The 16,574-nt window shown below is 33.6% G+C and carries 13 protein-coding genes; 3 read left to right on the top strand and 10 right to left on the bottom strand.

Going from position 1 to position 16,574, the window contains the following annotated elements; all coding sequences use genetic code 11:
* Positions 1-2 precede the first annotated feature (2 nt).
* Positions 3-665, bottom strand: a complete 663-nt coding sequence (locus tag DTUR_RS00765) for a response regulator transcription factor (protein ID WP_012582570.1) — start codon at positions 663-665, stop codon at positions 3-5.
* Positions 666-708: 43 nt separating this feature from the next.
* Here DTUR_RS00765 and DTUR_RS00770 point away from each other — a divergent pair, with 43 nt between their 5' ends.
* Complete coding sequence (locus DTUR_RS00770; protein WP_012582571.1) at positions 709-1,605, top strand: glycosyltransferase family 2 protein; 897 nt, start codon at positions 709-711, stop codon at positions 1,603-1,605.
* A 208-nt stretch (positions 1,606-1,813) separates the two neighbouring features.
* Here DTUR_RS00770 and DTUR_RS00775 read toward each other — a convergent pair whose 3' ends face one another.
* The 8 genes from DTUR_RS00775 to DTUR_RS00810 form a co-directional block, all read right to left on the bottom strand.
* Positions 1,814-2,986, bottom strand: a complete 1,173-nt coding sequence (locus tag DTUR_RS00775) for an O-antigen ligase family protein (protein WP_012582572.1) — start codon at positions 2,984-2,986, stop codon at positions 1,814-1,816.
* Positions 2,987-3,074: 88 nt separating this feature from the next.
* On the bottom strand, positions 3,075-4,433 hold the full coding sequence (locus DTUR_RS00780) for an alpha-glucosidase/alpha-galactosidase (RefSeq protein WP_012582573.1): 1,359 nt from the start codon (positions 4,431-4,433) through the stop codon (positions 3,075-3,077).
* A 25-nt stretch (positions 4,434-4,458) separates the two neighbouring features.
* Entirely contained in the window at positions 4,459-5,442 is a 984-nt protein-coding gene (locus DTUR_RS00785) for an ABC transporter ATP-binding protein (protein WP_012582574.1), read from the bottom strand.
* Positions 5,435-6,430, bottom strand: coding sequence for an ABC transporter ATP-binding protein (locus tag DTUR_RS00790; RefSeq protein ID WP_012582575.1), 996 nt, complete (start codon positions 6,428-6,430; stop codon positions 5,435-5,437). The genes DTUR_RS00785 and DTUR_RS00790 overlap by 8 nt, the downstream gene beginning before the upstream one ends.
* The gene (locus DTUR_RS00795; protein ID WP_012582576.1) at positions 6,431-7,309 is read right to left on the bottom strand and encodes an ABC transporter permease; all 879 of its coding nucleotides are present in this window, start codon (positions 7,307-7,309) and stop codon (positions 6,431-6,433) included. It abuts the gene before it with no gap.
* Positions 7,310-7,322: 13 nt separating this feature from the next.
* Positions 7,323-8,333 carry an ABC transporter permease gene (locus DTUR_RS00800; RefSeq protein ID WP_012582577.1) on the bottom strand — a complete coding sequence of 337 codons (1,011 nt, stop codon included), beginning with the start codon at positions 8,331-8,333 and terminating at the stop codon, positions 7,323-7,325.
* 72 nt (positions 8,334-8,405) lie between these two features.
* The gene (locus DTUR_RS00805) at positions 8,406-10,268 is read right to left on the bottom strand and encodes an ABC transporter substrate-binding protein (protein ID WP_012582578.1); all 1,863 of its coding nucleotides are present in this window, start codon (positions 10,266-10,268) and stop codon (positions 8,406-8,408) included.
* A 138-nt stretch (positions 10,269-10,406) separates the two neighbouring features.
* A complete protein-coding gene (locus tag DTUR_RS00810) occupies positions 10,407-11,399 on the bottom strand; it encodes a LacI family DNA-binding transcriptional regulator (protein WP_012582579.1) in 993 nt (330 codons plus the stop codon).
* Between the two features lie 154 nt (positions 11,400-11,553).
* On the opposite strand from DTUR_RS00810, the gene DTUR_RS00815 reads away from it, so the two are divergent.
* Both DTUR_RS00815 and DTUR_RS00820 read left to right on the top strand, forming a co-directional pair.
* Positions 11,554-12,768 carry a lipid-A-disaccharide synthase-related protein gene (locus tag DTUR_RS00815; protein ID WP_012582580.1) on the top strand — a complete coding sequence of 405 codons (1,215 nt, stop codon included), beginning with the start codon at positions 11,554-11,556 and terminating at the stop codon, positions 12,766-12,768.
* 1 nt (position 12,769) lies between these two features.
* Positions 12,770-15,790, top strand: a complete 3,021-nt coding sequence (locus tag DTUR_RS00820; RefSeq protein ID WP_012582581.1) for a glycosyl hydrolase — start codon at positions 12,770-12,772, stop codon at positions 15,788-15,790.
* Here DTUR_RS00820 and DTUR_RS00825 read toward each other — a convergent pair.
* On the bottom strand, positions 15,787-16,539 hold the full coding sequence (locus DTUR_RS00825; RefSeq protein ID WP_164930938.1) for a DUF4272 domain-containing protein: 753 nt from the start codon (positions 16,537-16,539) through the stop codon (positions 15,787-15,789). The genes DTUR_RS00820 and DTUR_RS00825 overlap by 4 nt on opposite strands.
* Positions 16,540-16,574 lie beyond the last annotated feature (35 nt).

The raw sequence follows: 16,574 nt of genomic DNA on the forward strand, positions 1-16,574 counted from the left end.
AATTAGTCCTTTCTGAAGGAATATCCTACTCCTCTTATGGTCTTAATATACTTACCTCTTTCTCCCAACTTTTTCCTTAAATAATTTATGTATACTTCTACCAGATTTTCCCTCTCATCATCATAATCACCCCATATGGAGGATAAAATCTTCTCCTTAGAAAGAACAATATTCTCGTTTTTGAGAAGAAGATAAAGAAGAGAAAATTCTGTTTTAGATAGCTCAACTTCTTTACCATCTATAAATACCCTATGTTGATCCACATAAAGTTCAATTCCATGCTTACTTATGATTTCTTCCTTTTTCTCTTTTCTTCTTGATACTGCCTGAATTCTTGCAAGGAGCTCTTCTATACTAAAGGGCTTAACCACATAATCATCAGCCCCTAATTTGAAAGCTTCTACCTTATCCTTCACATCTCCTAAAGCGGTAAGCATTATTATTCCGAGATCAGGATACTTGTCCCTTAACCTCTTTGCTACCTCTTTTCCTGAAAGCCCTGGAAGCATAATATCAAGAATAACTACGTCAGGCTTAAAATCTTCCACCTCAATTAGGGCATCGTAGCCATCTCCTACAACTTTTACCTCGTGCCCCTCGTGGGTAAGCTCTAACTCTAAAAGATGAGATATTTTCCTATCATCTTCAACTACAAGAATTTTCATAGTTTTTAGTATAGCATAACCTATGCTATAATGGGGTCTATCTATGGATATAAGTGTAGTAATACCAACATATAATAGAAAAAAAATCTTAGAAATAACTCTCCCTAACATATTGAATCAAGATTTTGAAGGGGAATATGAAATCATTGTTTCAGATGATGGATCAGAAGATGAAACCTCTTCATACATAAAGGAACTTCAAGGAAAATATAAAAATTTAAAGTACATAAAAAATAATGAAAGAAAAGGACCCGCCTATGCAAGAAATAGAGCCATAGAAATTGCAAAAGGAAAATTAATGGTCTTTATAGATAGCGACATATTTGTGAAAAAAAATTTTCTAAAAAATCATTTTGAAATTCAAAAGAAAAATAACTTCAATATACTCGTACAAGGACCTGTAATTAATACCTATAACTGGGAAAAACCATGGGAAGAAAAATTTAAATTAAGAGATATCTCCTCTGCCTATTTTGCCACAGGAAATGCCAGTATTCCAAAGGAGATTTTATTAAAAGCTGGCTTTTTTGATGAAAATTTTACTTTTTATGGCTGGGAGGATTTAGAACTTGGAATAAGAATAAAGAAGTTAAATATTCCCAAAATTACCTCTGAAAAAGTAACAGTATGGCATATTCAAACTCCCCCAAATCTTAAAAATCTTCCGTATCTTCTTAACAAAGAAAAAGAAAGAGCAAAATCCGCACTATATTTTTATAAAAAGCACCCCATCTTAGAAGTAAAAATGATGATACAACTTGGAAAAATATATGAAATAGGAAACTTCATACAAAGATTATTTGGATTAATAAATGAAAAAAATATTGATAAATGGTGGGAGTGGGCTGAAAAAAGAGGATATCATACTTTATCCCAAATATTCCTCTCAGGAGTACTCAATAAAGTTTACTTAGAAGAATTAAAGAGAATTTCCTCGTAAACTTTAATAGTTTCATCTACCACCTTCTGCAATATTTCTCAAGGAACAAGCATCTCCCAAATATCATCCTAAATTTATCTCCACTATACCTCTTTTTCATAGGTTTTTAGATTAAAGGGAGTTAAAATAGGAATAATTAGCATAAGGTATTGCCAAAAAAAGTTAAAGTATCCTCTAATACCCTTCAAAAGTTCAACTAAATAAGCCTTTATTTATCCAATACTAAAGTATATTCCTTATTCCTATTCAACAAGCCTATAAGTAAAGGAACATGTATGGAGAAAAGATCATCAAGAAGAACATGCCCAAAATATACCATTAAAATTGCTAAAATAATATGTTTATCCAAAGAATAATTAAATTTTAATCCTTTATATATCTTTTTAAAAAGCCAATAAAAGAAAAAAGAGGAGCCAATAATACCCCAACCCGATAAGAAATAAAAATAAATATTATGAGTAGTAACAGCATGAGAAAGCTCTCCAAGAATAAATTCTGGGACATATGGAAAGTTCTTTAAAGCATATTTGGGGTATTCATATACAAAACAACCCGGTCCAACCCCAAAAAGTAAATTATCCTTTATCATTCTTAATGTGCCAAGGTAGATGTAAATCCTTTCATAAATAGAACCTTGCCTGCCTTTTTGTAAAGAAATAGTTAACTTATTATAGAATTGGTTAAAAAATATAAAAAAAGCCAAGATAAATAAAAAAACTATTAAAAGTACATACTTCCATTTTCTCTTAAGTTGGTTTAAAAATTCTTTATTTGATATTAAAACTATGAGCCCTACCAAGATTCCCAAAATTCCCCCTCTGGTCTCCGTTATCATAAATCCCAAAATACAAAAAACAAGCAAAAGTAAGATCTTCAAAATATCCCTTATATTCCTTTCAAAATATACCAAAAGTCCAATACCAGAAACAATTCCAAATTCCAAAAGCAAAGAAAGCCCTTGAGATTTTACTCCTAAAACTAAACCCCTTGGAGCATTTCCATCTACTATGGGGAACTCTAAAATATAAAGAGAAAAATTAAAAATCCTTGAAACAAAAAGAATAAAGCCAAGAATAGAGCTTCCTAAAAGAATGTAATAAATAATATTTTTATTGCTTTCCTTTAAACCTTCCTTCCCCAAGATATAAAACCCTACAAAGATGAAGGGTATTAGTGAGACAAGAAAAGCTTCTAACTTTTTACTTGAAAGCAAAGAACTTATAACTCCTGATATAAATAAAAGGACAAGAATTATTTTATCTTTATCATCCTCTATAAACTTAATTCGTAATTTTTTTACCCTAAGAATTAAATAAAAAATAAAAGGAATTTGAAAAATATAACTAAAAGAAGAAAAAATAAGCCCTAATTTTTCTAACATTTTCCCTCCTGTACCTATCTTTTAATCTTTAGAGGATATTATACCCTAAAATAATTAATTTGAGGGGAGAAAAATCTCCCCTCATTTCTCATTTATAATGTTTATTCATCTCTTCATTCCAAGGCTGAGATAAAATAGTCTCTACCAAATTCTTGCCTTGTTCAAAACTCTTAGTCCTTGGATCATCCATAACCATAAGTAGCAAACTGGTTCTATCTCCTTCTTGAAAAGCTTGAAGTATTCTTTCCATTCTTAACCATCTCGGTATGAGTACATAGAGCATCAATCTTGAGGGAATTTTTTCTATCCTCTCTCTTTCTATCCCATTTTTATCCACATATACAGGAATCTCTACTATTACATCATCAGGAATCCCTGGAATTGCCCCTTGGTTGGGTACATTTAATACAAGCCTTCGCCTATGATTATTAACTATCGCATCCACAAAAGGAATTATGGATTCCATGCTCTCTTCTACAGGAAGTTCCTTTACTATAGAGACATTAGGATCTCTTGCTAATCTCTCCATTTGAGCAAGCCTCAGTTTTAGACCATAGAGATACATAGTCCAACCTATTTCAGAATCAGGGCCTCCCGCAGGATACCATTTCTTTTTCTCATTTAAATCAGTATGGAACCACCATGGTGAAACTGCCCTGGGAGTATCCCCTATGGGGAATAGACCATACAGTCTATACATCTCTACACTCGCCGGAGAAAGCTGAGTATATTCCCAAGGAGATATCATATATTCGTAAGAATTCCAAAGCTTTGGGGCTTCCTCTTCTATCCATTTATCTATTAAGGGATAAGCATTCTCTCCCTTATATTTAAATTTAGTGAGGAAAATGGAATGATTAAATCCTGCTACTTGTTCCTCTACATCCTTAGGATCAAGACCAAGCACCCTTATAAGATGAAATAGCTCTAAATATCCATGGCAGAAACCCACAACTTTTAAACCTGTTTCTCTCAAGGCCAAGTTTGTTCCCTCAAATACTGGGTTTGAAACCTGCATATACCAAGCATTAGGTGCTAACTTTTCTACATCCTTCGCAAGCTCCCTTATAAATTTTAATTGCTCATAAGCTGCAAATCCGCCATAATAATCGCTTACCCTATCTCCAAACCCTCTATAGTATCCCAGGCTTTCTGCAATCTCTCTTTCCTTTTCCATATTATGATAGCCACCTATTTTTACCACGTTAATAACGAAATCAGCCCCATCTATTGCCTTTTTTCTATCGGTGGTCTTTTCTAAATTTAATCTTGCCCCTGTTTCCTTCATATATTTTTCTGCAAGGGTATAAACCAGTTCTAACCTCTCTTCATTTATATCCATAAATACCACGGTACTTCCAGAAAGATCCTTATAGTAATTAAGATCTTGAAGAAGCTTCATAGAGAAAGAAACACTACCAGCACCTATAATAGCAATCTTTACCATAAACTCTAAACCTCCCTATTTAAGATTAGTTTTTTACAAATTTATGACACATAACCCACCTATCATCCACAAAGACTTTTTTAGGTTCCTCATTGATACAAATATCTTCTCTTTCATCGCATCTTTCCGAGAATTTACAACCCAATTTTGTAAATTCCTTTACTTCTTGGGTAGAAAGTTTAATCTCTCCTGTCCACTTTTTATCAATGTCTGCCTCAGGCACTGATGCAATAAGCAGTTTTGTATAAGGGTGAAGAGGATTCAACATAACCTTCTCTACTGGTCCCATTTCTACTATATTTCCTCTATACATTATGGCAATCCTATCGCTTATATAATATGCGGTAGCTAAATCATGGGTTATATATATAACAGAAATTCCTAAGTTTTCTTTTAATTCTTTAAAAAGATTCACTATAGACATTCTTAAAGAAGCATCTACCATAGATACAGGTTCATCTGCTACAAGCAGAGAGGGAGTAGTTATTAAGGCTCTTGCTATGGAAACCCTTTGAAGCTGTCCTCCAGAAAGTTCATGAGGATATCTTTTTTCTATCTCTTTCAAACTTAGCCCTACAACTTCAAGTATCCTATTAACTATTTCTGAAGCATCGTTTTTGTTATTTGCTACTCCAAAATTTACTGCAGTTTCGTAAAGATAAGAATCTACCCTTTTTAGAGGATTAAAAGCCTCAAAGGGATTTTGAAATATGGGTTGAACTTCCTTCATAAAAGCCTTTCTTTCTTTTTTTGAGTTTAACTTAGCTATATTTACTCCCTTATACAGGATTTCCCCTGATGTGGGCTCAAGAAGCCCTAATATCATACGTGCAAGAGTAGTCTTACCCGAACCTGTTTCCCCCGCAATAGTAAAAATTTCTGGTCTGTCTTTTAAAATACTAAAACTCTCCTTATTGACAGCCACAAGTTTCACTCCTAAGAATCTACCTCCTATGATAAATACCTTCGTTAAATCTTTCACATAAAGTAAGTATTCTTGTTCATTCATGAATTTCAGCCTCCTTACTGTGTAAAAAACAAGCTACTTTATGTCCATTTTTCACATCTACAAGAGCAGGAACCTCTTTCTTACATATCTCCATAGCCATGTTGCATCTTGGATGAAATCTACAACCCTTAGGAGGGTTCAATAAAGAAGGGGGAGCTCCAGGAACACTTTTTCTTAAACTCTTATCTCCAATTTTAGGGAGAGATTCAATAAGATATTTAGTATAAGGATGAAGGGGATTCTTAAAAATGTCCCGTGCTGATCCTATCTCTAAAATTTTTCCCGCATACATAATAACGATTCGATCAGCAATATTAGCATGAACCCCCATATCATGAGTAACTATCACAATACTGTTTTTAAATTCAGATTGAATCTTCTTTAAAAGCTGAATAACCCCTCTTTGAACTACCACGTCAAGAGCTGTAGTTGCCTCATCAGCAATAATTACTTTCGGTTTCAAAATAGTACTTAAAGCAATTGTAACCCTTTGTCTCATGCCTCCTGAAAGTTGGTGAGGATATGAATTTAAAACTTCCGAAGGGAGCCCTAAGGCCTTTAAATGTTCTTCAGAAATTTTCCTTATCTCCCCTTTATCCTCAATTTTAAGATGTACTTTTAATAAATCCTCAAAGGTTTTTATAATCTTTCGGGTTGGATTAAGCACACTCATGGATCCTTGAGGTACATAAGAGAACACTTTCCACTTTAAGCTAGTTATTTCATCTTTTTTAGAAATTATATCTATCTCTTCTCCATTAAACTTGTATAAGATTTTGCCATCAAGAACTGTAAGAGGTGGTTTTATAAGACCAATCATAGTCTTAAGGAGAGTACTTTTACCACAACCCGATTCTCCAGCAATACCAAGAATCTCGTTCTCTAAAACCTCAAGATTTACATTATCCACTGCCCTTACCCTTCTTTCAACTCCATACAAAGAAGTTACATAATAAGCCCTTAGATTCTCTATCCTTAAAACCTCCATTTAAGCTTCTAAGCCTCCTTCTTTCATCCTCATTCTTTGAAGCCTAGTTCTTGGATCTAAGTAATTACTTATACTCACTGAAAGAAGGTATAAAGCTATAAAGAGTAGAATAGCTATAAGAACAGGAGTAAAAATCCACCACCATATACCCCTCAAAAGGGCTTGATATTGAAGAGCCCAATATATAGTGGTTCCTATGGTGGGAGTTTCTAAACTGGAAAGTCCATATATGGCAAGGGTAGTTTCCATTCCTATAGCCCATAAAATTGTATTTATAAAGTTAGCCATTACCCATGGTATAACAAAAGGCAAATGTTCAGTAAGTACAATCTTTAAGGTATCCATACCAGAAAAATTAGCAGTATAGGTAAATTCTCTCTCCCTAAGACCTAAGACTATGGACCTCACTTGCCTTCCTCCCCAGGGCCAAGAGAACAAAGATAAAATCACGGCAATTAAAACTATACTTATATGCTGCTTGATTATAGAAGAGATGAGAATTAGTATAGGCAAGCTTGGAATTACAATAAAACTATCATTAATAGACATTAAAATTCTATCTGTTCTTCCCCCTAAATATCCAGCAACAAGTCCAACCAAAGTACCAACAAATATGGAAATAACAGCAGTAAGAGAACCTAAGAAAAGAGAGTTTTTAATAGCATGGGTCAAATTCCAAAATATATCCTGTCCCATAGAATTTGTACCTAATATATACTTAAAAGAAGGAGGAAGATTCTTGGGAGCCACATTCCAAAGTTTTGGATCATAGGGAGACAAAAAAGAAATTAAAGCTAAGAAAATTAATATCATCAGAACAGTAAATCCAAAGGCAAATTTTTTATCACTTTTATAAAGATCTTTTATAACTAAGAACATTACTTTTACCTCCTCATCTATACCTGACCCGAGGATCAAATAAAGGATATAATAAATCTATCAATAAAGCTGCTGTAGCAATTCCTACAATAGAAAACACTGCAATTCCCATAATTAAGTTATAATCTCCATTATTGATAGCCATATATAACATTTGACCAAGCCCCGGATAAGAAAAAACAGTCTCCGTTATCAGTGAGCCACTAAATATACCTCCAATCTGAAGAGCAAGATTAGTTATTTGAGGTAAAAGGGCATTTCTCATTACATACTGAAAAAGTATTCTTCGGGATGGAATCCCCATAATCTGAGCATAAACCACATAATCGTCGGAAACAATAGTAGAAGTCAAAGACCTCATACTTAAAAACCACCAACCGATACCTATAAGAATAAGAGAAAGAGCTGGTAAAAAGGCATGTTTCAGTACATTTAATATAAATTCCAAAGAAAAAGAAGGAGTCAAACCAACACTATATCCACCTGTCATAGGAAACAGTGGAAATACATAGGCAAAAAGAATAAGAAGTACTAAAGCCATAATATAATATGGAATTGGATATATTGTCATGGCTAAAAGCCCAAGAATCTTTGCCCAATTTCTATCACCATAATATCCCGCAAGCCCACCAAGGATGTTTCCTATAATCCAAGAAAGCAAAGCTACAGTAATAAGAAGGCCTGCAGTCCATGGCAAAGAATTCATAATAATTGATATTACAGGAGTTGGAAAGATAGAAAGGGAAGGTCCAAAATCTCCTTTAAAAAGTCTCCCCCAAAATTTTAAATACTGTTCTAAGACATTACCTTTTAATCCATAAAGTTCCATCATCGTTTCTTTAAGTTTCTCTATAGCTGAAGGGTCAAGATATTGAGCTCCATAAGCAGTCATTCTATTTAAGACTGTTACTACAGGATCAAGGGGCGTCAATCTTGGAACTAGGAATACTACAGTAATTCCAATGAAAATAACAATAAAGTATTGAATCAACCTCGGTATAATATATCTTTTTAAAAAATTCATCTACTAATAATTCCCTCCTTTTCAAAACTAAGGGGGCATCCATAATGGATGCCCCCTAAAAACTTTCAGAAATTATCTTCTTCCCGTTGGCTGTAGGAATGGTAATATGAACTTAAATTGTCCCCACCACCAAACAGGTGCCATATAGGAATTATCCGAAGTTGGGAAGTTGGTCCAATAATAATGATCTTGAGCATTAAACTTAAGGTTAATTATGAACACAGGTGCAGGCATTTCTTCAACATAAAGCTTCAATATATCCATAACTATAGATTTTGCCTTAGGAGACTCTGGTTGTAGGTTAACTAACTGATCCAATAACGCATCAAGTTTTGGATTCTTCCATCTAATTTGATTCCCTGCGGTAGCAACCTGTCCTGTTGGTTTAAGGAATCTGGAGTGATAACCTTGTACAAAGTTATAGAAATCAGTCGCTGGTACTTCCCAATAAGATCCAACTTCAAAATCTCCAAGATTCCATTTATTCCAGAAAGGACCAGCTTCTACTGTTTCTACATTCACATCTATTCCAAACTTTCTCCATTGATCTGCTACAGCAAAAGCAAGCCTTGTAGCATGAATCTCAAAATTAGCTGGTGCAGTTATAGTAATCTTCCAAGGTGTCCCATCAGGTAGATACCACTTACCTCCAACTTTCTTAAATCCATTCTTAGTAAGGAGCTTCTCAGCTTCATCAGGAGCATACTTCCACCAACCAATTCCAAATATCTCCCTCGGATTACCCGAAAAAGTATATCCTCTCTTTTTAGCATAATCTACAATTCTATCTGGAACTGTAGGATCCCATGGTTTAAATCCATCCTCAAGAGCAAAATTCTTCAACCAATCTTCTAAAGGCAAGTAATACTCTTTCAACAAAGACTCTGTGGCACAGATCCACAAAGGATTAACCCTTGCAATACCGTCAAATCCAGAAGTTACTACATCCACTATATCGGTAGCGAGAGTTAATGCCCATCTTACATCTTTATTATTATATGGTGCCTTTTCTAAGTTCATAGCCATAATTCTTGCTCTAACATCATCCATCCATGCCCATGGGAAGTCCTTATACCAAACCCTTGAATAGGGGTTACTCTTTCTCAAAATCTCCCAGGCTTCAGGAGTTAGATCAAAAATCAAGTCTAACTGATGCTGTGCCTGGGACATAACTTTCTTCTCGTCGGGTCCATAATAGATGAACAACACATATCTTGGTTTTGGCATTCCATAAAGCTGACCTACACTGGTCCTCTTCCAATCAGCTCTCCTTTCAAAAAGCCACCAATATCCTTGAGGATCATATTGTTTTAATAAATAGGGTCCAAGAGAAACTGGAGGATTAAACTCAAACTTCAAAGGATCTTGAACCTTTTCAAATACATGCTTAGGCATAATATAACAAGTAGCATAAACAATAGATGTAAACAAATAATGGAATGCAGGTACCGATTCTTTTAATTCAAAAACCACTGTATAATTATCTTTCTTATATACTTTCGAGACATATCTATTAAAGGCATCACTATAGGACATTCCGGGATGTGCCATCAAATATGTTACTGTAAACACTACATCATCAGCAGTAAAAGGTTTACCATCACTCCAGTATATACCTGATCTAAGTTTCACTGTCATCTTTTTGAAGTTGTTTTCATAAATTGGAGCTGATGAGGCAAGAGCATTTATTGTCTTTCCCGTTTGTGGATCCAAATACCACAATCCATCAAGAAGCATCTGCTGAGTTCCATTCCCCACAGAAACTCCAGGCTTCCAAAAATTAAAATCCTTAGGATTTGCAAGTCTTCCATGTAAAGCGTCTACAATTAAGGTTTCGTGTCTTGGTAATTTGGGAAGAACCTGTGAAAATGTTACAGAAGAACCTAATAGAGAAAGCAAAAGGATAAATAACAATAAAATTGAAATCTTTTTCATCTAAAATCTCCTCCCCCTAAAAATTTAGAATAAAAGAAACCCAAAAACTATAAAACAAAAATCCTATCCTTTCCTATTTCACCTCCCTTTGTGTAAGCGCTTTTACATTGGAATTATATTTCAGTTAAAAATAATTTGTCAAGAGGTTAACCTTATGACTAATTCTAAAGGGAGTTCTATATGAGTAAAGGAGGAGTCTATGCCTAAGAGAAGATCAAGTAGAATTTTAGCACCCACCTCTCCCATTTCGGTCATGGGCTGTCTTACCGTGGAAAGCCCCAAATACCTAGCATCAGATATATCATCAAAACCTATAATAGCAACATCCTCAGGTATCCTTAAACCGCTTTCAACTATTGCACTCATAACCCCCATAGCTTGAATATCTGAAGTGCAAAATACTGCATCAAAAGGAATACCTCTACTAAGAAGGGTCTTTCCTGCCCTATAACCTTTTTCCCAAGAAAAACCTGTCTGTATGTGAAGACGAGGATTAAAATTCAAATTTGCCTCTTTTAAAGCTTGTAATAATCCTTCATATCTTTTATAGCTTGCCATAAAACCAAGAGGATCATGAATGGCTCCGCTTACAAAAGCTATATTCTTTCTACCAGTAGTTATAAGATATTTTACCGCCATATAAGCACCCTTTTTGTTGTCTACATATACACTGGGAAAATCAGGATGAAAACTATCTATCAATACTACAGGTTTTCCCATTTCTTTTAAAAAATCTGCCTCTTTCTTTTTAATATCAAAGGAAACTAAAATCATTCCATCACATCTATTAAAAACTTCTCTTGTGAAGATTTTTTCTTTATCCTCTAATTTCTCCACATTATAAAGATGAATGGAATAATCACTTTTAGATATTACATTATTTATTCCTCTTAACACTTCAACAAAAAAGTCCCGAGTAAAAAAGGGAACAAATATAGAAATTACATTGGTCTTTAAAGTCTTAGTAGCAAGACTTCTTGCCACAACACTGGGAGAATATCCAAGTCTATTTATAGCTTCAAGTACCCTCTTTTTAGTCTCTTCTCTCACCTTGGGAGAATTATTTAGAACCCTTGAAACAGTAGCTATACTTACTCCTGCTTCTCTCGCCACATCCTTTATGGTAATCATCTTTTATTCATCACCTCTTATTAAGCTTTTAACATTATTTTATCAAAGACAAAAATTTCTGTAAACGTTTTCTTAATGCAAAATAGCTTCATTTGACAAGAATATTCAATAAAATGTTAGAATTTTAAAAACTTATGCTTTAGATTGGGGAAATATGAAAAGGATATTATTTATAAGTAATGGATATGGAGAAGACTATGTAGCAGTTAATGTAGCTAAAGAAATTCTAAATATGGAACCTTCTATAAGCATAGAAGGGCTCCCTATAGTTGGGGAGGGGAATTTATACATAAACAGCCAAATCCCCATAATAGGTCCCCATAAATTCACCCCATCGGGAGGTTTTTTAAGTAGCATAAGAACCCTCGTTAAAGATGTAAGAGAGGGATTAATAAAACTTCATTATAAGCAATTAAAAAGCTTGAAAGAATGGTTAAAAGAGGATGGAATAATTATAGCGGTTGGAGATATTGTCCCTCTCGCTTTGGCAGTTTTTTCTAAAAAACCTTTCTTTTTTATAAGTATTCAAAAATCTGTCTACTATGTAATAAATAATAACTACGAAAACATAGAGAAAAAAGAAGCAATAAAGATAGCAAAAAAAGCCTACCTCTTGGAGTATTATTTCATGAAAAATAATAGACTTTTAAAAGTATTTCCTCGTGATAAATTGTCCTACGATATACTAAAGTTATCCCACATAAACGCTGAATATTTAGGAAATCCCATGATGGATGGGTTAGAGCCTACAGGTAGATTAAATCTTGATAAATTTGAGAATTACCTTAAAGTCCTTCTTCTTCCAGGTTCAAGAATTCCAGAAGCCTACAATAACTTTAATATAATCCTTAATGGAATTTTTTCTCTTGTTCACTCAGATATTAAAGAAAGATTTCTCTTTCTTACCGCTTTAGCAAAAAGCATAAATATGTCAGAGGTTAGCAAAATCCTTGATGAGAAAAATTTCACTCATATAGATTCCTCCGAAGATTATATGCTATATAACTATAAAAATCATTTTCTTCTCCTTACAAATTTATTTAACGACTGCATACATCAAGCCCAAATAGGAATTTGTATGGCAGGAACTGCTACAGAACAATTTGTAGGGTTAGGAAAACCCGTCATTGTCATACCTGGAAAAGGTCCTCAGTATACTAAAAAATTTGCTTATGCCCAAAAAAGACTTTTAGGACCTTCCCTTTTTATTGCAGAAAATCCTAAAACCCTTCCCAATGTCTTTAAAAAAATATATAAAAATGAGAAAATTCTTAAAGAGGTGCATGAAAATGGAAAAAGAAGAATGGGAGAAAAAGGAGCTTCCCAAAAGATTGCAGAAAGTATAATTAAAACTATAAAAGGGGGATAATATGGAAGAGGTAAAAAAATGTTTCAAAAATCCTGGAAAAGAGTATCGTGCTATACCATTCTGGTCTTGGAATGATAAATTAATCTCCTCTAAGCTTATCTCTCAAGCAAAAGATTTTAAAGAAAAGGGAATTGGTGGATTCTTCATGCATTCAAGAGTGGGACTTGAAACCGAATATATGGGGGAGGAATGGTTAAAATGTGTAGAGGATGTGGTAAAAGCATCAAAGGAAATAGATATTGATCCCTGGCTATATGATGAAGATCGTTGGCCCTCAGGTTTTGCAGGAGGAAAGGTAGCAAAAATAATAGGAGACGAAGGAAGAGCAAAAGTTTTAGCAATGAAGATTTTGAAAGGTCCACATGAGTTAAAAGGAGATGAACTCGCCATATATAAATCCCAAATAGATGGAGAAAAAATAAAATATCTCCAAAGAATAGAAAATAAAGTAGAACTTTTAGAAAAAGAAGTCTTAATTGCCTTATATAGACTTATTGCTCCTAAAACTGAGTGGTATAATGGAGATTCCCCACCAGACAATTTAAACCCTAAAAGTGTAAATGCTTTCATAAAATCCACCCATGAGGTATATTATAAGAGATTAAAGGAAGAATTTGGAAGAACTGTAAAAGGCATATTTACTGATGAACCCAACATTTATCCTTATCTCTGGGGCGGTGAATTTGATGTTGAATACGTTTTACCATATACTGACATATTTCCACAATTTTTTAAGGAAAGAAGAGGCTATGACTTTTTTGAAATAGCACCTTATGTATTTCTTAACGGGGAAAAATCAATAAAAGCAAGATATGACTTTTGGAGAACCATATCAGAGCTTTTTGTAGAAAGCTATACGAAGCAAATTTCCAATTGGTGTAAAGAGCATAATATCCTTTTTACAGGACACCTCTTAGAAGAAAACATCTTTCCCCATGCTATACTCTGCTCAGGCTCCATAATGCCTCACTATGAATATTTAGATATTCCAGGAATTGATATATTAACCGAGGTAAAGTATGAATTCTTAACAGTAAAACAGGCATCAAGTGTAGCAAATCAATTAGGGAAAAACAGAGTAATATCGGAAACCTACGGGTGTACAGGTTGGGAATTTACCTTTGAAGGGCAAAAACATGTAGGAGATTGGCAATATGCCCTTGGAGTAAATTTAAGATGCCAACATCTATTTTTATATTCATTAAGAGGTTGCAGAAAAAGAGATTACCCTCCATCCTTTAACCACAATCCATCTTGGGAATACCAGAATCTTATAGAGGACTATTTTGCAAGACTCTCTTATATACTAACCTTAGGAAAACCTATAAGAGAAATACTTCTTATTCATCCTATTGAAAGTAGTTGGTGTGAATTTAATGGAAGAGATAAAAGCATTCCTCAAGAAAGAGGAGAGGAGTTCCAAAATATTATCTCAGCTCTTTTAGGAATACATTATGATTTTGATTTAGGAGATGAAACGATTATAGAAAAATATGGGAAAGTGGATAAAGAAAAAAAGGAATTTGTAATTGGAGAAGCAAGATACAAATTGGTTATTTTGCCTCAAATGCTAACCTTAAGAAAATCAACCCTTTTTCTTCTTTTAGAATTTTTAGAAAGTGGCGGGAAGGTAATTTTGTTAGAGCCACTGCCTGAATATATAGAAGGAGAAGAAAGTAAAGATTTGGAAAGATTACTAAACCACAAAAATACTGTAATCTTAAAAGGAAGAAAAGCCCTCACAGAAAATATAGAAAATATTCTACTAAGAAGGATTTCTATAAGAGATGTGGTAGGTCAGGAAGCAGAGCAGTTTTTGTATATGGAGAGAGTTTTCAATGGCAAAAAGATATTTTTCATTGTAAACAATGATAGAGAGAGAGGATATGAAATAGATCTTTATCTTCACGGGGAGGGAAGAATTGAAGAATGGGATCTTTTCACAGGAGAAATAAAAAATGTATTCTCTATGCCTACTGAAGGATACCAACACCTAAGAGTAAAATTTGCACCTGCAGATTCCAAGCTTTATGTAATGTATCCGGGAGAAATAGGAAAATTTGAAAAACCTAAAAGAATTCAAAAAGTCCTTTATATGGAACCTGTATTTGAAATAGAGAGGTTAGATCCCAATGTTCTTACCTTGGATACTTGTCAATATAAGATAGAAGAAAATTGGTCAAGAGAAGTTCCTATATGGATAGCCCAAAGAGAGATAAGAAAGTACTTGGGCATGATAAATATTGATCACAATCATGGAATCCAAAGATGGAAATGGGTAAATACTCCTCATTCAAAGGACAACACAAAGATAGAGTTAAAATTAAAATTCCAAGTTAAGAAAGTTCCTAAAAAAGAAATACTTCTTCTTACCGAAAACTTTGATGAGATAGAAAAAATCTTTGTAAATGAAATTGAAATAGATAAAATTGATAGAGGGTGGTATTTAGATGAAAATTTCCGAAAAATACCACTTAAAAATATAAAAGAAGGAGAAAATGTTATACACATTATTCTCACATACAAAAACAGCACCGAGCTTGAAGACTTTTACTTATTAGGTGATTTTGCTGTAAATCCTAAGAGAGAAATTATTGAGGAGGATAAAAGCTTATCCTTAGGAGATTGGACACTCCAAGGATATCCACATTATGCTGGAAGAATGCTCTATAGACAAAATATAAATGTAGAAAAGCAAGAAAAAGAAGAAATATTCTTATCCATAGACGATTTTTCAGCCACATTAATAAAAGTAGTAATAAATAATAAAGAATGTGGTCTTATACCCTGGAAATCTTATAAACTCGAAATAACTGATTTTTTAAACAATGGCGAAAACAAAATAGAATTAATTCTTTACGGTAGTTTAAGAAACATGCTTGGCCCATTACACCATAGAGCTCAAAAAATTCCCTTTGTAAGTGCTCAGAGCTTTAGAGTTGAAAAAGAAGAGTATACTTCCCAATATGTATTTTATCCTTATGGATTATTCTCACCAGTAAAATTGGAGGTGATGTATTAAAACTCCTTTCTTTCGTCCCAACTTTTATAATAACCACAAAGCCAATTAAGGGTTAAATATCTCTCTATGATTATATTTGAAATATAAATGTAGTCTTCTTTTTCCAAGTGAGAAAAAGGTCTTCCTTTTATAGGAAAATCATTTTCTAAAATTTCTTTTATTGCCCCTAAGCTTAGAGCCTTCTCAGTCAAAATTTTAATAGCTTCATCATAGGACTTCCCTTCTTCTAATTTATAATTTTCCTTCATCATTCTTCCCAATTTCCATCTAAAATACCAAAGTTCTGCAATCTCTCTTTCTTTCATAAGTTCCTTATAATTTCTTAATTTTGCCCTATTCTCAAATTCTTCTCTACTCTTCAAAACAGGAATTAAATCAATAACATCATTTAATTTAAAACCTTCCTCGTAAGGAGGTATTTTATCAATAAAAGAAAGAGCCCATAGAAGTATACCCAAATCTTCCAAATAGCTTAAAGAAAGAAAAATCTCCATCTCTTCCCATTTCCCAATCTCTTTACCAAGGAGTAATTTTTCTCTTGTGCTTAAAATGTTTATTATATTTTCATCTTCCATCCAATCTTCAACTTCATCAAAAAAGTTTTTCTCAATTTTCAGGATCTCTTCATCTTTTGAGGAGGAATAAATAGCCTCTGCTTGTGCCCTCAAAAAGAACACAGCCACAGAGATAGCTCTATTTATTACCGTTTTCTCGTCGGGTGGATTTAATAAAATATCTTCCTCTTCCATTTTTACCATCTATAGTTTATAAAGAAAATTAATGC

This window comes from Dictyoglomus turgidum DSM 6724 (assembly GCF_000021645.1).
In the GTDB taxonomy this organism is placed as follows: Bacteria; Dictyoglomota; Dictyoglomia; order Dictyoglomales; family Dictyoglomaceae; genus Dictyoglomus; species Dictyoglomus turgidum.

Coding starts and splice junctions, on each gene's coding strand:
- DTUR_RS00765 (WP_012582570.1), bottom strand. CDS start 665: ATGAAAATTCTTGTAGTTGAAGATGATAGGAAAATATCTCATCTTTTA.
- DTUR_RS00770 (WP_012582571.1), top strand. CDS start 709: ATGGATATAAGTGTAGTAATACCAACATATAATAGAAAAAAAATCTTA.
- DTUR_RS00775 (WP_012582572.1), bottom strand. CDS start 2,986: ATGTTAGAAAAATTAGGGCTTATTTTTTCTTCTTTTAGTTATATTTTT.
- DTUR_RS00780 (WP_012582573.1), bottom strand. CDS start 4,433: ATGGTAAAGATTGCTATTATAGGTGCTGGTAGTGTTTCTTTCTCTATG.
- DTUR_RS00785 (WP_012582574.1), bottom strand. CDS start 5,442: ATGAATGAACAAGAATACTTACTTTATGTGAAAGATTTAACGAAGGTA.
- DTUR_RS00790 (WP_012582575.1), bottom strand. CDS start 6,430: ATGGAGGTTTTAAGGATAGAGAATCTAAGGGCTTATTATGTAACTTCT.
- DTUR_RS00795 (WP_012582576.1), bottom strand. CDS start 7,309: ATGTTCTTAGTTATAAAAGATCTTTATAAAAGTGATAAAAAATTTGCC.
- DTUR_RS00800 (WP_012582577.1), bottom strand. CDS start 8,333: ATGAATTTTTTAAAAAGATATATTATACCGAGGTTGATTCAATACTTT.
- DTUR_RS00805 (WP_012582578.1), bottom strand. CDS start 10,268: ATGAAAAAGATTTCAATTTTATTGTTATTTATCCTTTTGCTTTCTCTA.
- DTUR_RS00810 (WP_012582579.1), bottom strand. CDS start 11,399: ATGATTACCATAAAGGATGTGGCGAGAGAAGCAGGAGTAAGTATAGCT.
- DTUR_RS00815 (WP_012582580.1), top strand. CDS start 11,554: ATGAAAAGGATATTATTTATAAGTAATGGATATGGAGAAGACTATGTA.
- DTUR_RS00820 (WP_012582581.1), top strand. CDS start 12,770: ATGGAAGAGGTAAAAAAATGTTTCAAAAATCCTGGAAAAGAGTATCGT.
- DTUR_RS00825 (WP_164930938.1), bottom strand. CDS start 16,539: ATGGAAGAGGAAGATATTTTATTAAATCCACCCGACGAGAAAACGGTA.